Origin of the sequence: Streptococcus pseudopneumoniae IS7493, assembly GCF_000221985.1 — a bacterium.
In the GTDB taxonomy this organism is placed as follows: Bacteria; Bacillota; Bacilli; order Lactobacillales; family Streptococcaceae; genus Streptococcus; species Streptococcus pseudopneumoniae.
The window spans coordinates 1949414-1968677 of sequence record NC_015875.1 but is presented as its reverse complement, the minus strand read 5'-3'; the positions used below and the strand labels follow the sequence as shown (position 1 = coordinate 1968677).

Here is a 19264-nt window from a genome sequence, read left to right as displayed (position 1 = left end):
ATGGTAGTATTTACAGGTTCAACTGTTGAAGAAGCAATCCAGAAAGGATTGAAGGAATTAGATATTCCAAGGAAGAAGGCACATATTAAAGTCATTTCTCGTGAGAAAAAAGGGTTTCTTGGTTTATTTGGTAAAAAACCAGCCCAAGTGCATATTGAAGCGATTAGTGAAACGACTGTTGTCAAAGCAAATCAACAAGCTGTAAAGGGAGTTCCAAAACAAATCAATGATTTGAATGAGCCTGTTAAAACAGTTAGTGAAGCGACCGTTGATTTGGGTCATGTTGTAGAGGCAATTAAAAAGATTGAGGAAGAAGGTCAAGGTATTTCTGATGAAGTCAAGGCTGAAATCTTAAAACATGAAAGACATGCCAGCACTATCTTAGAAGAAACTGGTCACATTGAGATTTTAAATGAACTTCAAATCGAGGAAGCGATGAGGGAAGAAACGGGCGCTGATGACCTTGAAACTGAGCAAGACCAGACTGAAAATCAAGACTTGACAGAGATGGGCTTGAAAGTTGAACCGAGCTTTGATATTGCCCAGGTGGCTACGGATGTGACTGCCTATGTTCAAGCGATTGTGGATGACATGGACGTTGAGGCGACGATTTCAAATGACTATAACCGTCGTAGCATCAATCTACAAATTAACACCAACGAACCAGGTCGTATTATCGGTTACCATGGTAAAGTCTTGAAGTCCTTGCAACTGTTGGCTCAAAATTATCTTTATAATAGCTATTCAAGAACCTTCTATATTACAATCAATGTCAATGATTATGTTGAACACCGTGCAGAAGTTTTGCAGACCTATGCGCAAAAATTGGCGACTCGTGTTTTGGAAGAAGGGCGCAGTCATAAAACAGATCCAATGTCAAATAGCGAACGCAAGATTATCCATCGTATTATTTCACGTATGGATGGTGTGACTAGTTACTCTGAAGGTGATGAGCCCAATCGCTATGTCGTTGTAGATACAGAATAAGTAAAATCAGGGTTGACCTGATTTTTTGCTAGCTAGAGGAGGTTAAACTGATGTTGAATAAGATAAGAGACTATTTAGACTTTGCTGGTTTGCAGTACCGTAATCCTGATAAAGCGGGAGCAGAGCGAGAGAAGATGCTGGCATTCCGCCACAAAGGACAAGAGGCCCGAAAGGCTTTTACAGAACTGGCCAAAGCCTTTCAAGCAAGCCATCCAGAATGGCAACTCCAACAGACTAGTCAGTGGATGAATCAGGCCCAGCGTTTGAGACCACATTTTTGGGTTTATCTACAGAGAGACGGACAAGTGACAGAACCTATGATGGCCTTACGTTTGTATGGGATATCTACTGACTTTGGAATTTCTTTGGAAGTCAGTTTCATCGAACGTAAGAAGGATGAGCAAACTTTAGAGAAACAGGCCAAGATTTTAGACATTCCAACCGTTAAAGGAATTTATTATCTAGCCTACTCTGATGGCCAAAGTCAACGGTGGGAGGCGAACGAAGAAAATCGTCAAATTTTAAGAAATAAACTATCCAATCAGGAAGTCCGAAAAGTGCTAGTTAAGGCAGATGTTTCTTTTATTGAAAATCAATCATTGGAAGTGATTTTAGAAAAATTAGATGAAGCTTATGAGCGCTTACTTCCCTACTATCAGGCGACCAGAGGGTAGCAAATAGAATACTTATTTACGTCGAATTGTTTAATTGCTATTCTATGTATTTTTTCATATAATAGTAGAATAGAATGTGTGATTCAATAATCACCTCAAATAGAAAGGAAATTCTATGTCAAATCTATCTGTTAATGCAATCCGTTTCCTAGGTATTGACGCTATCAACAAAGCCAACTCAGGTCACCCAGGTGTGGTTATGGGAGCAGCTCCGATGGCTTACAGCCTCTTGACAAAACAACTTCGTATCAATCCAGCTCAACCAAACTGGATTAACCGCGACCGTTTCATTCTTTCAGCTGGTCATGGTTCAATGCTTCTTTATGCCCTTCTTCACCTTTCTGGCTTTGAAGATGTTAGTATGGATGAGATCAAGAGCTTCCGTCAATGGGGTTCAAAAACACCAGGTCACCCAGAATTTGGCCATACAGCAGGGATTGATGCTACAACAGGTCCTCTAGGGCAAGGGATTTCAACTGCTACTGGTTTTGCCCAAGCAGAACGTTTCTTGGCAGCCAAATATAACCGAGAAGGCTACAATATCTTTGACCACTATACTTACGTTATCTGTGGAGACGGAGACTTGATGGAAGGTGTCTCAAGCGAGGCGGCTTCATACGCAGGTTTGCAAAAACTGGATAAGTTGGTTGTTCTTTATGATTCAAATGATATCAACTTGGATGGTGAGACAAAGGATTCCTTTACAGAAAGTGTTCGTGACCGTTACAATGCCTACGGTTGGCATACTGCCTTGGTTGAAGATGGAACAGATTTAGAAGCAATCCATGTTGCTATCGAAACAGCTAAAGCTTCAGGCAAACCATCTTTGATTGAAGTGAAGACGGTTATTGGATACGGTTCTCCAAACAAACAGGGAACTAATGCCGTACACGGTGCTCCTCTTGGAGCAGATGAAACTGCAGCAACTCGTCAAGCCCTCGGTTGGGACTACGAACCATTTGAAATTCCAGAACAAGTATATGCTGATTTCAAAGAACATGTTGCAGACCGTGGCGCATCAGCTTATCAAGCTTGGACTAAATTAGTTGCAGATTATAAAAAAGCGCATCCAGAACTGGCTGCAGAAGTAGAAGCCATCATCGACGGACGTGATCCAGTCGAAGTGACTCCAGCAGACTTCCCAGCTTTAGAAAATGGTTTTTCTCAAGCAACTCGTAATTCAAGTCAAGATGCCTTGAATGTTGTGGCAGCTAAATTACCAACCTTCCTAGGTGGATCAGCTGACCTTGCTCACTCAAACATGACTTATATCAAGACTGACGGACTTCAAGACGATGCCAATCGCTTGAACCGTAACATTCAGTTTGGTGTTCGTGAATTTGCCATGGGAACGATCTTGAACGGGATGGCTCTTCACGGTGGACTTCGTGTATACGGTGGAACTTTCTTCGTCTTCTCTGACTATGTGAAGGCAGCTGTCCGCTTGTCAGCCTTGCAAGGACTTCCTGTGACTTATGTCTTTACCCACGATTCAATCGCAGTTGGGGAAGACGGTCCAACTCATGAACCAGTTGAACACTTAGCCGGTCTTCGTGCTATGCCAAATCTAAATGTTTTCCGTCCAGCAGATGCGCGTGAAACGCAAGCAGCTTGGTACCTTGCAGTGACAAGTGAGAAAACACCAACTGCCCTTGTCTTGACACGTCAAAACTTGACTGTTGAAGATGGAACAGACTTCGACAAGGTTGCTAAAGGTGCTTATGTTGTCTATGAAAATGCAGCCGACTTTGATACCATCTTGATTGCGACAGGTTCAGAGGTTAATCTTGCTGTCTCAGCTGCTAAAGAATTGGCTAGTCAAGGCGAAAACATCCGCGTAGTCAGCATGCCATCTACAGATGTCTTTGATAAACAAGATGCAGCATACAAGGAAGAAATTCTTCCAAATGCAGTTCGCCGTCGTGTTGCAGTCGAAATGGGTGCAACTCAAAACTGGTACAAATATGTTGGACTAGATGGTGCTGTTCTTGGTATTGATACCTTCGGAGCCTCTGCCCCAGCACCAAAAGTATTGGCAGAATATGGCTTTACTGTCGAAAATCTAGTAAAAGTCGTTCAAAACTTGAAATAATTCTAAAAATCAGGGCGCAAGCTCTGGTTTTTTCTTACTAGAAAAGTAAGGTACAATCTTGTAAAAGTAGCTGAAATTTGATATAGTAGTCCTATGTAAAAGACAAAGGAGAAGACAATGAATCCAAATTATACATTTTTAATCATGCTTGTAGCTATGCTGGGTTTGATGTTCTTTACGCAACGCTCTCAAAAGAAACAAGCACAAAAACGTATGGAAAGCTTGAATAAACTACAAAAAGGCTATGAAGTTATTACAATCGGTGGACTTTATGGAACAGTCGATGAAGTGGATACGGAGAAGGGAACAATAGTTCTTGACGTAGATGGAGTTTACTTGACTTTTGAACTAGCTGCTATTAAGACAGTATTACCGCTGAAAGAAACAGCTTCACTAGAAGGCGCAATTGAAAAATAAGACGGGATCACGAACTCCCGTTTTTCTATAAAAGAAAGGAAATGGGATGAAAAAATTAGTCTTTGTCTGTCTGGGGAATATTTGCCGCAGTCCTATGGCTGAGTTTGTGATGAAATCAATGACAGATAACTACGAAATCCAAAGTCGAGCAACGTCCTCTTGGGAACATGGCAATCCGATTCATAAGGGAACTCAAGGGATTTTTCAAGAGTATGAGATTCCTTATGACAAAGCCAAAACATCGCTTCAGATTAGTAAGGAAGATTTTGAATCCTTTGATTATATTATCGGAATGGACGCTTCAAATGTTTCTGACCTACGTCAGATGTGTCCAGTAGACTGTCAAGATAAGATTTACTCATTTGCATCTGAAAGTGTTCCAGACCCTTGGTATACAGGAGATTTTGAGGAAACCTATCGACGTGTTCAAGAGGGTTGTCAAGTTTGGCTAGAACGTTTAGAAAAGGAGAGTGAAGATGGAAAATCTTAAGAATTTTTACAACAAGTATCGTGTCTATCTGACTCGTCCACGTTTAGAGCTTTTAGCAGTAGTTGCCATTGTTTTTTGTGCTCTACTCGTCTTTTTTCTAAATATTCCCGGAAAAGGTGTTCTAAAGCTTGATAATGGAACGATTGTTTACGACGGCAGTCTTGTCCGTGGTAAAATGAATGGCCAAGGTACCATTACCTTCCAAAATGGAGACCAATATACAGGTGGCTTCAACAATGGAGCCTTCAACGGAAAAGGTACCTTTCAATCTAAAGAAGGCTGGACCTACGAAGGGGATTTTGTAAATGGTCAAGCTGAAGGAAAAGGGAAACTAACAACAGAACAAGAAGTCGTTTATGAAGGGACTTTTAAACAAGGCGTTTTTCAACAAAAATAAAGCCTCCTTATCAAAGGAGGTATTGTTAAAACCAAATAAGTAAGCGCTTACCTGTAAATCCCTTTCTTTCCAAGCTCCTCTTCCAAGCAAGTTTGTGAAATAAAAAAATATTTGAAATAAATTTCACAAACTTTAAAGAAAAAGCTTGCTAAGAAAAGAAACTAGCAAACATTTCACAAGGTGCTAAAAATTCTTTGTGAAATGTTTATGAAACTGTTTACAAAGTTGAAATAATGCGTTATAATAAACTTGTGAAAAAATTAACAAAGGATATCGATCCTTGAAAGCTATGGAGGAAAATATGGCTGATAAAAAAACTGTGACACCAGAGGAAAAGAAACTCGCTGCTGAAAAGCATGTCGATGGATTGGTGCAAAAAGCTCTAGTTGCTCTTGAAGAAATGCGTAAGTTGGATCAAGAGCAGGTTGACTACATCGTTGCCAAAGCATCAGTAGCAGCTTTGGATGCCCACGGAGAATTGGCTTTACATGCCTTTGAAGAAACAGGACGTGGTGTATTTGAAGATAAAGCAACTAAGAACTTGTTTGCTTGTGAACACGTAGTAAACAACATGCGCCACACTAAGACAGTTGGCGTTATCGAAGAAGACGATGTAACAGGATTGACTCTTATTGCTGAACCAGTTGGTGTTGTTTGTGGTATTACCCCAACAACAAACCCAACATCAACAGCAATCTTCAAATCATTGATTTCATTGAAGACACGTAATCCAATCGTTTTTGCCTTCCACCCATCAGCACAAGAATCATCTGCTCATGCAGCACGTATTGTCCGCGATGCAGCTATCGCAGCTGGTGCTCCTGAAAACTGTGTACAGTGGATTACTGAACCATCTATGGAAGCAACTAGTGCGCTTATGAACCACGAAGGTATTGCGACAATTCTTGCAACAGGTGGTAACGCCATGGTGAAGGCTGCGTACTCATGTGGTAAACCAGCTCTTGGAGTAGGTGCCGGAAACGTTCCAGCTTATGTTGAAAAATCAGCAAATATCCGTCAAGCAGCACACGATATCGTCATGTCTAAATCATTTGATAACGGTATGGTCTGTGCATCTGAACAAGCGGTTATCATTGACAAAGAAATCTACGATGAATTTGTAGCAGAGTTCAAATCTTACCACACTTACTTTGTAAATAAAAAAGAAAAAGCTCTTCTTGAAGAATTCTGTTTCGGCGTCAAAGCAAACAGCAAAAACTGTGCTGGTGCAAAATTGAACGCTGACATCGTTGGTAAACCAGCAACTTGGATTGCAGAGCAAGCAGGATTTACAGTTCCAGAAGGAACAAACATTCTTGCTGCAGAATGTAAAGAAGTTGGCGAAAATGAGCCATTGACTCGTGAGAAATTGTCACCAGTTATCGCAGTTTTGAAATCTGAAAGCCGTGAAGATGGTATTACTAAGGCTCGTCAAATGGTTGAATTTAACGGTCTTGGCCACTCAGCAGCCATCCACACAGCTGACGACGAATTGACTAAAGAATTTGGTAAAGCTGTTAAAGCTATTCGTGTTATCTGTAACTCACCTTCTACTTTCGGTGGTATCGGGGACGTTTACAATGCCTTCTTGCCATCATTGACACTTGGATGTGGTTCTTACGGACGCAACTCAGTTGGGGATAACGTTAGTGCCATTAACCTCTTGAATATCAAAAAAGTCGGAAGACGGAGAAATAATATGCAGTGGTTTAAAGTTCCTTCAAAAATTTACTTCGAACGCAATTCTATCCAATACCTTCAAACATGTGAAGATATTGAACGCGTTCTGATTGTTACAGACAAATCTATCGAAAAACTCGGTTTCGTTCAACGTGTTATCGATCAATTGAACGCACGTAGCAACCGTGTAACTATCCAAGTCTTCTCAGATGTTGAACCAGATCCAGACATCACAACTGTAGAACGTGGTGCTGAGGTGATGAAAGCATTTGAACCAGACACAATCATTGCTCTTGGTGGTGGTTCACCAATGGATGCAGCCAAAGTAATGTGGCTCTTCTACGAACAACCAGAAATCGACTTCCGTGACTTGGTTCAAAAATTCATGGATATCCGTAAACGCGCCTTCCGCTTCCCATCACTTGGTAAGAAAGCGAAGTACATCGGTATCCCAACAACTTCAGGTACTGGTTCAGAAGTAACACCATTTGCCGTTATCTCTGATAAGAAAAACAACCGCAAATACCCATTGGCTGACTACTCATTGACACCGACTATTGCCATTGTTGACCCTGCTTTGGTTGAATCAGTTCCAGACTTTATCGCTGCTGATACAGGTATGGATGTCTTGACACACGCGACTGAAGCCTACACTTCAAACTTTGCTAACGACTATACAGACGGTATTGCGCTTCAAACAATCAAACTTGTCTTTGAATGGTTGGAAAAATCTGTTAAGACAGCTGACCCAGAAGCTCGTGAGAAAATGCACAATGCGTCTACAATGGCTGGTATGGCCTTCGCTAATGCCTTCCTTGGAATGAGCCACTCAATGGCCCATAAGATTGGTGGTGTTCATCACACTGTTCACGGACGTACAAATGCTATCTTGCTTCCGTACGTTATCCGTTACAACGGAACTCGTCCAGCTAAGACTACTACATGGCCTAAATACAACTACTGGAAAGCTGATGAGAAATTCCAAGACATCGCGAAAATGCTTGGCTTGCCTCACTCAACTCCAGAAGAAGCAGTTGAGGCATACGCTAAAGCTGTTTACGAACTTGGTGTTGCAGTAGGTATCAAGATGAACTTCCAGGATCAAGGAATTGATGAAAAAGCTTGGAAAGACAGCTTGCATGAAATTGCTTTGCTTGCTTATGAAGACCAATGTTCTCCTGCTAACCCACGCTTGCCAATGGTAGCTGACATGGAAGAAATTATGGCAGATGCATATTATGGCTACAAAGAAAGACCAGGACGCCGTAAATAATTGTTTATCAGTTTAGAGGCAGGAGTTATCCTGTCTCTTTTTTGTAATTCTATTTGAAAAATGGTATAATCATCGCATATATTTATTTGAAAATCAAATCTTTAATAATCATGCGAGGGGCAAATGAACAAGATAAATGAGTTAGGGGATAAAGTGCGACTTTTAAGAGAGGAGAAAGGCCTTAGTCGTCCAGTTTTTTGCGGAGATGAGTCTGAATTATCAGTGCGTCAGTTGGTGCGGATTGAAAAAGGAGAATTTCGCCCGACGATAAAAACCCTAGAATATATTGCAGATAGATTAGAAATTCCGTCCTACGTCTTGATGCCAGATTATAAGGAATTGCCTAAACGCTACCAAGAATTAAAGTACTTTCTTTTACATCATCCTGACTATGGAGACAAGGAGTTGCAGGAACAAAAGGAAGAATATTTCGATGAGATTTTTGAGAATTTTTATGATGATTTGCCACGTGATGAGAAAGTGCTAGTGGATTGTCTTCAAGCTATAGATGCAGTGAGAATGACTAGTAATTCCTTATATGGAAGCAGTGTGATTGAGGACAGTCTTCAAGACTTACTATCCAGAGATGTATATAAAGCCGAGGACTTGTTGAAACTGAGACTGTATTTCAACTGTCAGTTAATGGATGGTTTAAATATGGGTGAGATAAAAGAATCTGAGCATGAAACCATTCTTTGTTTTCATGACAAACTAAGTTCTCAGGTTGATAAGATAGAGTTCGATTGTTTGGACTTACTTAGAGACTCCTTGTTAGCTTCTTTAACTTGTATAGAGATTATGGGGTTGCTTCATTATTTTAAGAGGGCAGTCGAGACCTTAAATAAAATAGGGCAAAAAACACGAGATTTTCAAAAACAACCGATTGTCTTGATGGTGGAGTGGAAATATTATATTCAGACGGATTATGATACAGCCAAACAAAAGTATGAAGAAGCAAAAATGATGGCGAGGATGTTTGGCAATGAGAAGTTAATCGTTAGTTTAGATAATGAATGGGCCGAGGATCTAGAGAGATATCGTTAAAGAGTTTATAGGAGTGACATTTCTGTCATTGGGGAAATGTCGCTTTTTTGTTAAAATGAATTTCATACTCAATGAAAATCAAAGAGCAAACTAGGAAACTAGCCGCAGGCTGTACTTGAGTACGGCAAGGCGACGTTGACGTGGTTTGAAGAGATTTTCGAAGAGTATTACTTGATATACATCCAGAAGCAAACGAGGCAATAGAGAGGAAACTCTAAGTAGTAGACCCATAGGGTCAATCAACTTGAAGGATTTTCTATCAGTATGATGTATAATGATAACAGTTTTAAATAAGGGGGAAAGAATGTCCATTTTATCCATTAAAAATATTTCAAAGTTTTACACTTTGGACGGTAAACATCAAGAGCAGGCTCTAAGAAATGTTAACCTGCAGATTGCAAAAAGTAAAATTACAGCGATTTACGGTCCATCAGGCTGTGGCAAAACCAGTCTACTCAATATCATCAGCGGTTTAGATAGACAATATGAAGGAGATTTAGAGTTTAAAGGGGAATCCCTCCGTGACTTATCAGAGATTGAACTAACTCAATTTCGTAAAGATAAGATTGGATTTGTGTTTCAAAACTTTAACCTCATTCCTCATCAGTCTGTTTTGGACAATGTCAAGCTACCTCTCTATGTCAAAGATTTATCTGACAGGGAGATGACAATGGTTGCAAAGGAGCAATTAAGTAACTTGGGCATGGAGCCTTTTGTAGCTAAAAATGTTAAACAACTTTCTGGTGGGCAAAAGCAACGTGTAGCAATCGCGCGTGCACTGGTAAATCAGCCAGATATGATTGTAGCAGATGAGCCAACGGGTTCGCTGGATTCTCAATCTCAAGAAATGGTATTGGAGGTATTTAAAAATTTAGCCCAAACAGGGAAAACAGTATTGATCGTAACCCATAATCCAGAGGTTGCCGAGTATGCAGATGTGATTATCAAAATGAAGGATGGTGAAATCGTTGAAGAAGTCAAAAAATAAAGGATTATCATTGAAAAACAAATTCAAACTTTCTTTAAATAACTTTATGGAAAGAAAGTGGCGTAATCTATTGATTGCGCTAGCAACCTCAATCGGTTTTGTAGGAGTCTTAATTTCTTTCGGCTTGGGAAATGCATTGATTTCGATGATTGATGAAAATACGAATGGAGGTCAAATCCCTTCTCAAGTTCAGATTGCTTTAAACACAAAAAATGTTGGACGAGGCTTTTTGAACCAAGATGATAAGAACTATATCACGGATACAGTTGGGAAAGAAGCTATTAAATATTTGGAGAGTCCTTTTGGGATGACCATGTCAAATATGACTATAGATGGTCAAGAAACGGATCTGAGTCAAACGATGCCTTCTTATGCTCAAGTAGTGAGTCTATATGAGGATACAAGTATTTCTGTTAGTAGTAATGAGGCGGACAAAGTATTAGCCGGTTCCCTCTATACGGATTCAAATGAACAGGGATTGACGATTCCAAGCAGTTTACTAAAAAATTGGAATGAACAGACAGGAAAAAATCTGACAGCTAGTGATATTATTGGCAAATCAGTCTCAGCCAGCATTGTAGAAAATGATGCTGAAGCTAGCAAGACTGCTCAATTTCAAACAAAGATTGTACGTGTAATCAATGATGAAGATGACTTGGAGGACAGCAACAGTTTCATGCCGTCTCATCAAATGGAAACGATTTTGAAAGAGGCTGGATTTACAAAAGCTGTATCTTATTTTATCTTGGAACTCAAAGATCCATCACAAACAAAAGCGATAACAGAAGAATTGCAGAAAAACAAGAAGTATACTGTTCTTTCTCAACAGAAGGTTCTTGATATTGTGATTACTTTTATTCGTGTCATTCAGGGATTGTTGATTGTACTTTCATCACAAGCTATTGTGGTAGCAGCGGTCATGATTGGTATCATTATTTACATCAATATCATGCAACGTTCTAAGGAAATAGGTGTCATGAAGGCAGTTGGTTATCAAAATCGTGATGTCAAAGGAATTTTTATTTACGAGGCTATCTGGATTGTAGGGATCGCCTTGCTGCTGGCATTTTTGGTTGCACAAGGGGTGGGAAGTTTGGCGAATGCGGTTGTAAATCACTTTTACCCATCTATCACTAAGGTTTTTGAATTAAATCTTTTATCTGTTTTAGGAACTCTAGCTTTCGCTCTATTACTTGGTTATGTCTCAGCCTACTTCCCAGCGCGTAAAATTAGTAAAATGGATCCTGTAGAATCGCTACGATATGAATAGTAAGGAAGTTCTTGATTTATAGCCTTAAAAAGAAACAAACATAGAAAAACAATGCCCATACTTGCAATTCAACTCAAATAGTTATATAATAGGTTTGTTGAAAGGTGATTTGTAGTGATTCAAGTTACTCTTTTCACAATAAAAATTTCATGATTTTCATAAGGAGGAAATCACTAATGGTAGTTAAAGTTGGTATTAACGGTTTCGGACGTATCGGTCGTCTTGCTTTCCGTCGTATCCAAAACGTAGAAGGTGTTGAAGTTACACGCATCAACGACCTTACAGATCCAGTTATGCTTGCACACTTGTTGAAATACGACACAACTCAAGGTCGTTTCGACGGTACTGTTGAAGTTAAAGAAGGTGGATTCGAAGTTAACGGTAAATTCGTTAAAGTTTCTGCTGAACGTGATCCAGAACAAATCGACTGGGCTACTGACGGTGTAGAAATCGTTCTTGAAGCTACTGGTTTCTTTGCTAAGAAAGAAGCAGCTGAAAAACACCTTAAAGGTGGAGCTAAAAAAGTTGTTATCACTGCTCCTGGTGGAAACGACGTTAAAACAGTTGTATTCAACACTAACCACGACGTTCTTGACGGTACTGAAACAGTTATCTCAGGTGCTTCATGTACTACAAACTGCTTGGCTCCAATGGCTAAAGCTCTTCAAGACAACTTTGGTGTTGTTGAAGGATTGATGACTACTATCCACGCTTACACTGGTGACCAAATGATCCTTGACGGACCACACCGTGGTGGTGACCTTCGCCGTGCTCGCGCTGGTGCTGCAAACATCGTTCCTAACTCAACTGGTGCTGCTAAAGCTATCGGTCTTGTAATTCCAGAATTGAACGGTAAACTTGACGGATCTGCACAACGCGTTCCAACTCCAACTGGATCAGTTACTGAATTGGTAGCTGTTCTTGAAAAGAACGTTACTGTTGATGAAGTGAATGCAGCTATGAAAGCAGCTTCAAACGAATCATACGGCTACACAGAAGATCCAATCGTATCTTCAGATATCATAGGTATGTCTTACGGTTCATTGTTTGACGCAACTCAAACTAAAGTCCTTGACGTTGACGGTAAACAATTGGTTAAAGTTGTATCATGGTACGACAACGAAATGTCATACACTGCACAACTTGTTCGTACTCTTGAATACTTCGCAAAAATTGCTAAATAATTCTTGAGTCGATAAAAAGCAAGGCCTCTTGGTCTTGCTTTTCAAATATTTAAAAATGGATGACACAATCATCCATTCTTTTTTAATTCTGTTTCAAAAGTATCTGATAGGACAGTGAAGCTTAATTTCTCTAGAGTAAGCGGATGGGTAAAGGACAGTCGGAAGGCGTGGAGCATAAGCCGACTCGTCTTTGAATTGCTGTTATAGAGAGGGTCGCCCAAAATAGGGAAGTTATGATGCGAAAGGTGCACACGAATCTGATGGGTTCGCCCTGTCTTTAGTTTACAACGGACAAGGGTCGTTTTGTTTGGGAATTGCTTTAATCTGCTTACATGCGTTTCAGCATATTGCCCATTTTTTGTATCAACTATTCGTTTTCTGCGGTCATGGCGATCACGCCCAATTTTGTCTTTGAAAACAAGTTCTTTGCTGTTGATATTTCCGTCAACAAGCGCCCAATATTCCCTAGAAATCTCTTTTTTCTCCAATAAGCGGTTGAGAATGGGCAGGATAAAAGGATTTTTGGCAAAGAGAACCAAGCCACTGGTTTCCATGTCCAGACGATGAACGACATAGCAGGTTTGGCCAACATAGGCACTGACATGGTTAAGAAGGGCGATTTCGTTTGGCTGATTACCATGCGTTTTCATCCCCTCTGGTTTGTTCACAATAATCAAGTGTTGATCTTGATAAACTTCCTGAACGAGGTTTGGGTTGCCCCAAGGGATTTCTTTTTCGGGATAATCTTCCTCGTCAAAAGTCAACTGGCAAACATCTCCAGGACTTACCATCTCGTTCCAATGAACTTCTCGCTGATTAATCAAAATGTGTTTCTTGATTCTTAAAAAATGACGGATTTTTCTAGGGATGAGGAGTTGCTCCTCCAGTAATTGCTTTACCGTCATTTGAGGTAGAGAGTCTGGTAATGTAAATGTGAATTGCATACAGATATTGTAACAAAAAAAGCCCTATTTGGATAGGAAATAGCTAAATTCTTGTCTTCCAATGATGAAGATGATAAAATAAACGCATGAAATTAGATAAATTATTTGAGAAATTTCTTTCTCTTTTTAAAAAAGAAACAAGTGAACTAGAGGATTCTGATTCTACTAGCTTACGTCGTTCTCGCAGTGATCGAAAAAAATTAGCCCAAGTGGGTCCAATTCGAAAATTTTGGCGTCGCTATCATCTAACAAAGATTGTCCTTATACTAGGTTTGAGTGCAGGCTTGCTAGTTGGAACCTATTTGTTTGCTGTAGCTAAGTCAACCAATGTTAACGATTTGCAAAACGCCTTGAAAACTCGGACTATCATTTTTGACCGTGAAGAAAAAGAGGCTGGTGCCTTGTCTGGTCAAAAAGGAACTTATGTTGAACTGACTGACATCAGTAAAAATTTGCAGAATGCTGTTATTGCGACAGAAGACCGCTCTTTCTATAAAAATGACGGGATTAACTATGGTCGTTTCTTCTTGGCGATTGTCACTGCTGGTCGTTCAGGTGGTGGATCTACTATTACCCAACAGCTGGCTAAAAACGCCTATCTGTCTCAGGATCAAACTGTTGAGAGAAAAGCAAAAGAATTTTTCCTGGCCTTAGAATTAACAAAAAAATATAGTAAGGATCAAATTCTAACCATGTACCTTAACAACGCTTATTTTGGAAATGGTGTGTGGGGCGTTGAAGATGCGAGTAAGAAATACTTTGGAGTTTCTGCATCAGAGGTGAGTCTGGATCAAGCTGCGACTCTGGCAGGGATGCTCAAAGGACCGGAATTGTATAATCCTTTGAATTCCGTAGAAGATTCAACTAATCGTCGCGACACTGTCTTACAAAATATGGTTGCAGCAGGATATATTGATAAAAACCAAGAAACCGAAGCTACTGAAGTTGATATGACTTCGCAATTGCACGATAGGTATGAAGGAAAAATCTCAGATTACCGCTATTCTTCTTACTTTGATGCGGTGGTTAATGAAGCTGTTTCCAAGTATAATCTAACAGAGGAAGAGATTGTCAATAATGGCTACCGCATTTACACAGAGCTGGACCAAAACTACCAAGCAAATATGCAGGTTGTCTATGAAAACACCTCGCTATTTCCGAGGGCAGAGGATGGAACATTTGCTCAATCAGGAAGTGTAGCTCTTGAACCGAAAACAGGAGGAGTTCGTGGAGTTGTCGGTCAAGTTGCTGACAATGATAAAACTGGATTCCGGAATTTCAACTATGCAACTCAATCAAAACGTAGCCCTGGTTCTACAATTAAGCCTTTAGTTGTTTATACGCCAGCAGTTGAGGCAGGTTGGGCTTTGAATAAGCTCTTGGATAACCATACCATGCAGTATGACAGCTATAAGGTTGATAACTATGCAGGAATTAAAACGAGTCGAGAAGTTCCTATGTATCAAGCCTTGGCAGAATCGCTTAATCTACCTGCTGTTGCCACTGTTAATGATTTGGGCCTTGACAAGGCTTTTGAGGCAGGAGAAAAATTTGGACTCAACATGGAAAAGGTCGACCGTGTTCTCGGCGTCGCTTTAGGAAGTGGTGTCGAAACCAATCCTCTGCAAATGGCTCAAGCATATGCTGCCTTTGCAAATGAAGGTTTAATGCCGGAAGCTCATTTTATTAGTAGAATTGAAAATGCTAGTGGACAAGTTATTGCTAGCCATAAAAATTCACAAAAACGGGTGCTTGATAAGTCTGTAGCTGATAAGATGACCAGTATGATGTTGGGTACATTCACTAACGGAACCGGTATTAGTTCATCGCCTGCAGATTATGTCATGGCAGGGAAAACTGGAACAACTGAAGCAGTTTTCAATCCGGAGTACACAAGTGACCAGTGGGTGATTGGTTATACTCCTGATGTGGTGATTAGTCATTGGCTTGGTTTTCCGACCACTGATGAAAATCACTATCTAGCAGGTTCTACTTCAAACGGTGCAGCCCATGTCTTTAGAAATATTGCAAATACCATTTTACCTTATACGCCAGGAAGTACCTTTACGGTTGAAAATGCTTATAAGCAAAATGGAATTGCACCAGCCAATACAAAAAGACAAGTACAAACCAATGATAATAGCCAGACAGATGATAATTTGTCTGATATTCGAGGACGTGCGCAAAGTCTAGTAGATGAGGCTAGTCGGGCTATCTCGGATGCGAAGATTAAGGAAAAGGCTCAAACAATATGGGATTCGGTAGTCAATCTATTTCGCTAAGATGCTTGTCAAAGCCTAGCTTTCTTGTTATAATAGATAAGATGGAGGCGTTATGGCACTAAAAAAAGCAAGCCTAGCTTGTGCGGTTTGTGGTTCGAGAAACTATTCAATCAAGATCAGTGGAACCCCCAAGCCTACACGACTAGAAGTAAATAAATTTTGTAAACATTGTGGCAAGTACACTACACACAGAGAAACGAGATAGGAGAGAGCGATGCGTTTTATTGGAGATATTTTTAGACTTCTTAAAGACACAACATGGCCAACTCGCAAGGAAAGCTGGAGAGATTTTCGTTCTATTATGGAATACACAGCTTTCTTTGTAGTAATTATTTACATTTTTGACCAGTTGATTGTTTCAGGTTTGATTCGATTTATTAACATTTTTTAGAAGGTTAGTGGAGTTAATTACACTAGAAATCTTCTATTTATGAAAGGAAATATCATGGATAGTTTTGATAAAGGGTGGTTTGTTTTACAAACTTATTCTGGTTATGAAAATAAGGTAAAAGAAAATCTATTGCAACGTGCGCAAACCTACAATATGTTGGATAATATTTTACGTGTTGAAATTCCAACGCAAACAGTGCAAGTTGAAAAAAATGGAAAGAGAAAAGAAGTAGAAGAAAATCGATTTCCAGGTTATGTTCTTGTAGAAATGGTCATGACAGATGAAGCTTGGTTTGTTGTGCGAAACACACCAAACGTTACAGGATTTGTCGGATCACACGGGAACAGATCAAAACCAACTCCATTATTGGAACAAGAAATTCGTGACATTTTGGTATCTATGGGACAAACTGTTCAAGAATTTGATTTCGATGTTGAGGTTGGTCAAACCGTACGTATTATTGATGGTGCTTTTGCAGACTACACTGGTAAGATTACAGAAATTGATAATAACAAAGTGAAGATGATTATCTCTATGTTTGGTAATGACACAGTTGCAGAAGTAAACCTAAACCAAATCGCAGAATTATAACCCAAAGAGAGGCAAGACCTCTCTTTTTTGTGCAGTTGAGACGGTGTAGAGAACAGAATGGATGAAATGTGCCAAAAGTGTTTCTGAATCTGTTAGACTGTACACAGAAAGGGGAAAAGAATGATTAAAGAATTGTATGAAGAAGTCCAGGGAATTATATATAAGTGTAGAAATGAATATTACCTTCATTTATGGGAGCTATCGGACTGGGACCAAGAGGGAATGATTTGCTTACATGAATTGATTAGTAGAGAAGAAGGACTAGTAGAAGATATTCCTCGTTTACGTAAATACTTCAAAACTAAATTCCGTAATCGAATTTTAGACCATATCCGTAAACAAGAAAGCCACAAACGAAGATATGATAAAGAACCCTATGATGAAGTGGGTGAGATAAGTCATCGTATAAGTGAGGGAGGTCTGTGGCTAGATGACTGTTATCTCTTTCATGAAACACTAAGAGATTATAGAAACAAACAAACTAAAGAGCAACAAGAAGAGTTAGAACGCGTCTTAAGAGATGAACGCTTCCGAGGGCGTCAAAGAGTGCTAAAGGACTTACGTATTGTGTTTAAAGAGTTTGACATCCGTACTCATTAGGAATTCATGCAAAAAAGTAAAAAATTTTAAAAAAGGTGTTGACAAAGTTTAAAAAGCCTGTATAATAGTAAGAGTTGAAAATAACAACTCTGGTCCGTTGGTCAAGGGGTTAAGACACCGCCTTTTCACGGCGGTAACACGGGTTCGAATCCCGTACGGACTATGGGTATGTTGCGGTTGAAACACTTGATGAAAAAAGTTTTAAAAAACTTAAAAAAGTTCCTACATTACAGAGATAGGTGAGTGTGTATTTTATAACTAGATATTATATACATTAAGAGAGAATCAGTTTGGTTCTCTCTTTTTTTGAATTTCAGTAATTCATTTTGGTAGCGTATACTTTTTGTCTCCAGTCTTTTCAATAAATACCGTAGTTTAGGTATCCACATTGAAATTTAACAGATTTTATAACTCTTATAAATTTTAGGGTTTTGTTCAACGTATAATATATATGTTTGCCTGATAAAAATTTCTACTTTTTTGATTTTAAATAAGTATTAGTTTACATTATGGTGTGAATTGGGTTTGATATCTCTTTTGAGGAAGTTGCCTTAGATTTTTCTAATTGTGTTTTATTGTATAGTGTATCTTGCTTGTTTTGAACATAATTTTTTATGACATTTGTCATATTTTCTAGTGACAGAAGCTTCTATCTCCTCTGATTTCAAAAGACTATAATTGTAGTACCAAATGGAGGAAGAAGAGATAAGAAATAAAATGATTATCGCTGTAAGTTTAGTAGCAGCAGGAGTTATGACCTATCTCATGTTTTCGGGATTGGATGAGGATTTCTACCATTTTCCTTGGGAGGTCTTTGCTGGATTTGGAATGATGTCTTGGCTTGTTAGAGAAGGTTTGAAATTAGTCTCAGATGTGAAAAAGGAGTTTGAGGAATGAAAAAAGCGATTATCTATCTCTTTATTGGTCTGTCACTCTTGGTATGGTTGGTAGAAATGTTTACAGGTTGGTTTGATCAAGACTTCCTTTACCAATTCATCCGTGGTGCATGGGGATTAGGATTTATGATTTTTATCGCCTTTCCTATGGGAAAGGAGTGGCTGAAAGGAGAATATCATGAACATGATTAAGGTAGAAAGCCTAAATAAAAACATCAAGGGCAAGGCTATTTTGAAGGATATTTCCTTTGAGGTAGCTGAAGGTGAATGCGTCGCCTTGATTGGGCCCAATGGTGCTGGGAAGACGACACTCTTGGACTGTTTGCTTGGAGATAAACTGGTCACAAGCGGTCAAGTATCCATCCAAGGCTTGCCAGTGACGAGTTCTCAGTTAGACTACACAAGATCCTATCTCCCTCAAGAAAATGTTATCGTTCAGAAATTAAAGGTCAAAGAGTTGATTGCTTTCTTTCAAAGTATTTATCCAAATCCCTTGAGCAAGCAGGAGATCGATCAACTATTGCAGTTTGATCAGCAACAGAAAGAGCAATTTGCAGAAAAATTGTCAGGTGGGCAAAAGCGTCTCTTTTCATTTGTCTTGACCTTGATTGGCAGACCAAAGCTTGTATTTTTAGATGAGCCAACTGCTGCTATGGATACCTCTACTCGTCTACGTTTTTGGGAAATTGTTCAGGACCTAAAAGCGCAGGGAGTCACCATTCTTTATTCGTCCCATTACATCGAAGAGGTAGAGCATACAGCTGACCGGATTTTGGTCTTGAATAAGGGAGAGTTGATTCGTGATACGACGCCTCTAGCTATGCGTAGTGAGGGAATTGAAAAGCATTTTATCCTTCCTCTGGCATACAAGGAAATTGTTGAGCAGTCTAACTTGGTTGAAAATTGGGTACAAAAACAAGATGCTCTGCAAGTAGTCACACGAGAGGCAAATGCTTTTTGGGAACTGTTAGTTCAAGCAGGATGTAGCATACAAGAAATCGAAGTTAATAACCGTAGTTTGCTAGATACAATCTTTGAAGAAACACAGAAGGGAGATGACTAAG

Annotated in this window: 20 protein-coding genes and 1 tRNA gene; 20 read left to right on the top strand and 1 reads right to left on the bottom strand. The window is 39.5% G+C overall.

Translation table 11 applies throughout. The annotated features are described in order from the left end of the window. From jag to gap, 11 genes are all read left to right on the top strand, one after another. Complete coding sequence (gene jag, locus SPPN_RS10265; protein WP_000260000.1) at window positions 1-987, top strand: RNA-binding cell elongation regulator Jag/EloR; 987 nt, start codon at window positions 1-3, stop codon at window positions 985-987. Window positions 988-1037: 50 nt separating this feature from the next. After that, window positions 1038-1661, top strand: a complete 624-nt coding sequence (locus SPPN_RS10260) for a hypothetical protein (RefSeq protein WP_000932634.1) — start codon at window positions 1038-1040, stop codon at window positions 1659-1661. A gap of 115 nt (window positions 1662-1776) precedes the next feature. Continuing rightward, on the top strand, window positions 1777-3753 hold the full coding sequence (tkt, locus tag SPPN_RS10255; protein WP_000067913.1) for a transketolase: 1977 nt from the start codon (window positions 1777-1779) through the stop codon (window positions 3751-3753). Window positions 3754-3870: 117 nt separating this feature from the next. Beyond that, a complete protein-coding gene (gene yajC / locus SPPN_RS10250) occupies window positions 3871-4170 on the top strand; it encodes a preprotein translocase subunit YajC (protein ID WP_001069290.1) in 300 nt (99 codons plus the stop codon). Window positions 4171-4216: 46 nt separating this feature from the next. After that, the gene (locus SPPN_RS10245) at window positions 4217-4660 is read left to right on the top strand and encodes a low molecular weight protein-tyrosine-phosphatase (RefSeq protein ID WP_000737437.1); all 444 of its coding nucleotides are present in this window, start codon (window positions 4217-4219) and stop codon (window positions 4658-4660) included. Further along, the gene (locus SPPN_RS10240; RefSeq protein ID WP_000429321.1) at window positions 4647-5057 is read left to right on the top strand and encodes an MORN repeat-containing protein; all 411 of its coding nucleotides are present in this window, start codon (window positions 4647-4649) and stop codon (window positions 5055-5057) included. Before SPPN_RS10245 ends, SPPN_RS10240 begins: the two co-directional genes overlap by 14 nt. A gap of 301 nt (window positions 5058-5358) precedes the next feature. After that, window positions 5359-8010 (top strand): bifunctional acetaldehyde-CoA/alcohol dehydrogenase, encoded by a 2652-nt coding sequence (gene adhE, locus SPPN_RS10235; protein ID WP_000763954.1) that lies wholly within the window; start codon window positions 5359-5361, stop codon window positions 8008-8010. A 123-nt stretch (window positions 8011-8133) separates the two neighbouring features. Continuing rightward, window positions 8134-9054: a helix-turn-helix domain-containing protein gene (locus SPPN_RS10230; protein WP_001033773.1), complete on the top strand. Its 921-nt coding sequence runs from the start codon at window positions 8134-8136 to the stop codon at window positions 9052-9054. A 304-nt stretch (window positions 9055-9358) separates the two neighbouring features. After that, window positions 9359-10042, top strand: coding sequence for an ABC transporter ATP-binding protein (locus SPPN_RS10225; protein ID WP_014017359.1), 684 nt, complete (start codon window positions 9359-9361; stop codon window positions 10040-10042). Beyond that, window positions 10011-11312: an ABC transporter permease gene (locus SPPN_RS10220; RefSeq protein ID WP_167317604.1), complete on the top strand. Its 1302-nt coding sequence runs from the start codon at window positions 10011-10013 to the stop codon at window positions 11310-11312. Before SPPN_RS10225 ends, SPPN_RS10220 begins: the two co-directional genes overlap by 32 nt. 176 nt (window positions 11313-11488) lie before the next feature. Beyond that, window positions 11489-12496, top strand: a complete 1008-nt coding sequence (gene gap / locus SPPN_RS10215; protein ID WP_000260684.1) for a type I glyceraldehyde-3-phosphate dehydrogenase — start codon at window positions 11489-11491, stop codon at window positions 12494-12496. Window positions 12497-12564: 68 nt separating this feature from the next. On the opposite strand, the gene SPPN_RS10210 is transcribed toward gap, so the two are convergent. Beyond that, window positions 12565-13440, bottom strand: a complete 876-nt coding sequence (locus SPPN_RS10210) for an RluA family pseudouridine synthase (protein ID WP_014017357.1) — start codon at window positions 13438-13440, stop codon at window positions 12565-12567. Window positions 13441-13526: 86 nt separating this feature from the next. On the opposite strand from SPPN_RS10210, the gene pbp2a reads away from it, so the two are divergent. From pbp2a to SPPN_RS10165, 9 genes are all read left to right on the top strand, one after another. Continuing rightward, window positions 13527-15722, top strand: coding sequence for a penicillin-binding protein PBP2A (pbp2a, locus tag SPPN_RS10205; protein WP_000762636.1), 2196 nt, complete (start codon window positions 13527-13529; stop codon window positions 15720-15722). 52 nt (window positions 15723-15774) lie between these two features. Beyond that, a complete protein-coding gene (gene rpmG / locus SPPN_RS10200) occupies window positions 15775-15927 on the top strand; it encodes a 50S ribosomal protein L33 (protein ID WP_014017356.1) in 153 nt (50 codons plus the stop codon). Window positions 15928-15936: 9 nt separating this feature from the next. Continuing rightward, window positions 15937-16113 (top strand): preprotein translocase subunit SecE, encoded by a 177-nt coding sequence (gene secE / locus SPPN_RS10195; RefSeq protein WP_001210991.1) that lies wholly within the window; start codon window positions 15937-15939, stop codon window positions 16111-16113. Between the two features lie 54 nt (window positions 16114-16167). Next, complete coding sequence (gene nusG / locus SPPN_RS10190) at window positions 16168-16704, top strand: transcription termination/antitermination protein NusG (protein ID WP_000376739.1); 537 nt, start codon at window positions 16168-16170, stop codon at window positions 16702-16704. A 120-nt stretch (window positions 16705-16824) separates the two neighbouring features. Then, window positions 16825-17304 carry a hypothetical protein gene (locus tag SPPN_RS10185; RefSeq protein ID WP_000588855.1) on the top strand — a complete coding sequence of 160 codons (480 nt, stop codon included), beginning with the start codon at window positions 16825-16827 and terminating at the stop codon, window positions 17302-17304. 91 nt (window positions 17305-17395) lie between these two features. Further along, window positions 17396-17467, top strand: a tRNA-Glu gene (locus tag SPPN_RS10180). Window positions 17468-17994: 527 nt separating this feature from the next. Continuing rightward, entirely contained in the window at window positions 17995-18201 is a 207-nt protein-coding gene (locus SPPN_RS10175) for a hypothetical protein (protein ID WP_014017355.1), read from the top strand. Next, the gene (locus SPPN_RS10170) at window positions 18198-18392 is read left to right on the top strand and encodes a hypothetical protein (RefSeq protein ID WP_000709173.1); all 195 of its coding nucleotides are present in this window, start codon (window positions 18198-18200) and stop codon (window positions 18390-18392) included. Before SPPN_RS10175 ends, SPPN_RS10170 begins: the two co-directional genes overlap by 4 nt. Further along, complete coding sequence (locus SPPN_RS10165) at window positions 18379-19263, top strand: ABC transporter ATP-binding protein (RefSeq protein ID WP_001055973.1); 885 nt, start codon at window positions 18379-18381, stop codon at window positions 19261-19263. Before SPPN_RS10170 ends, SPPN_RS10165 begins: the two co-directional genes overlap by 14 nt. Window position 19264 lies beyond the last annotated feature (1 nt).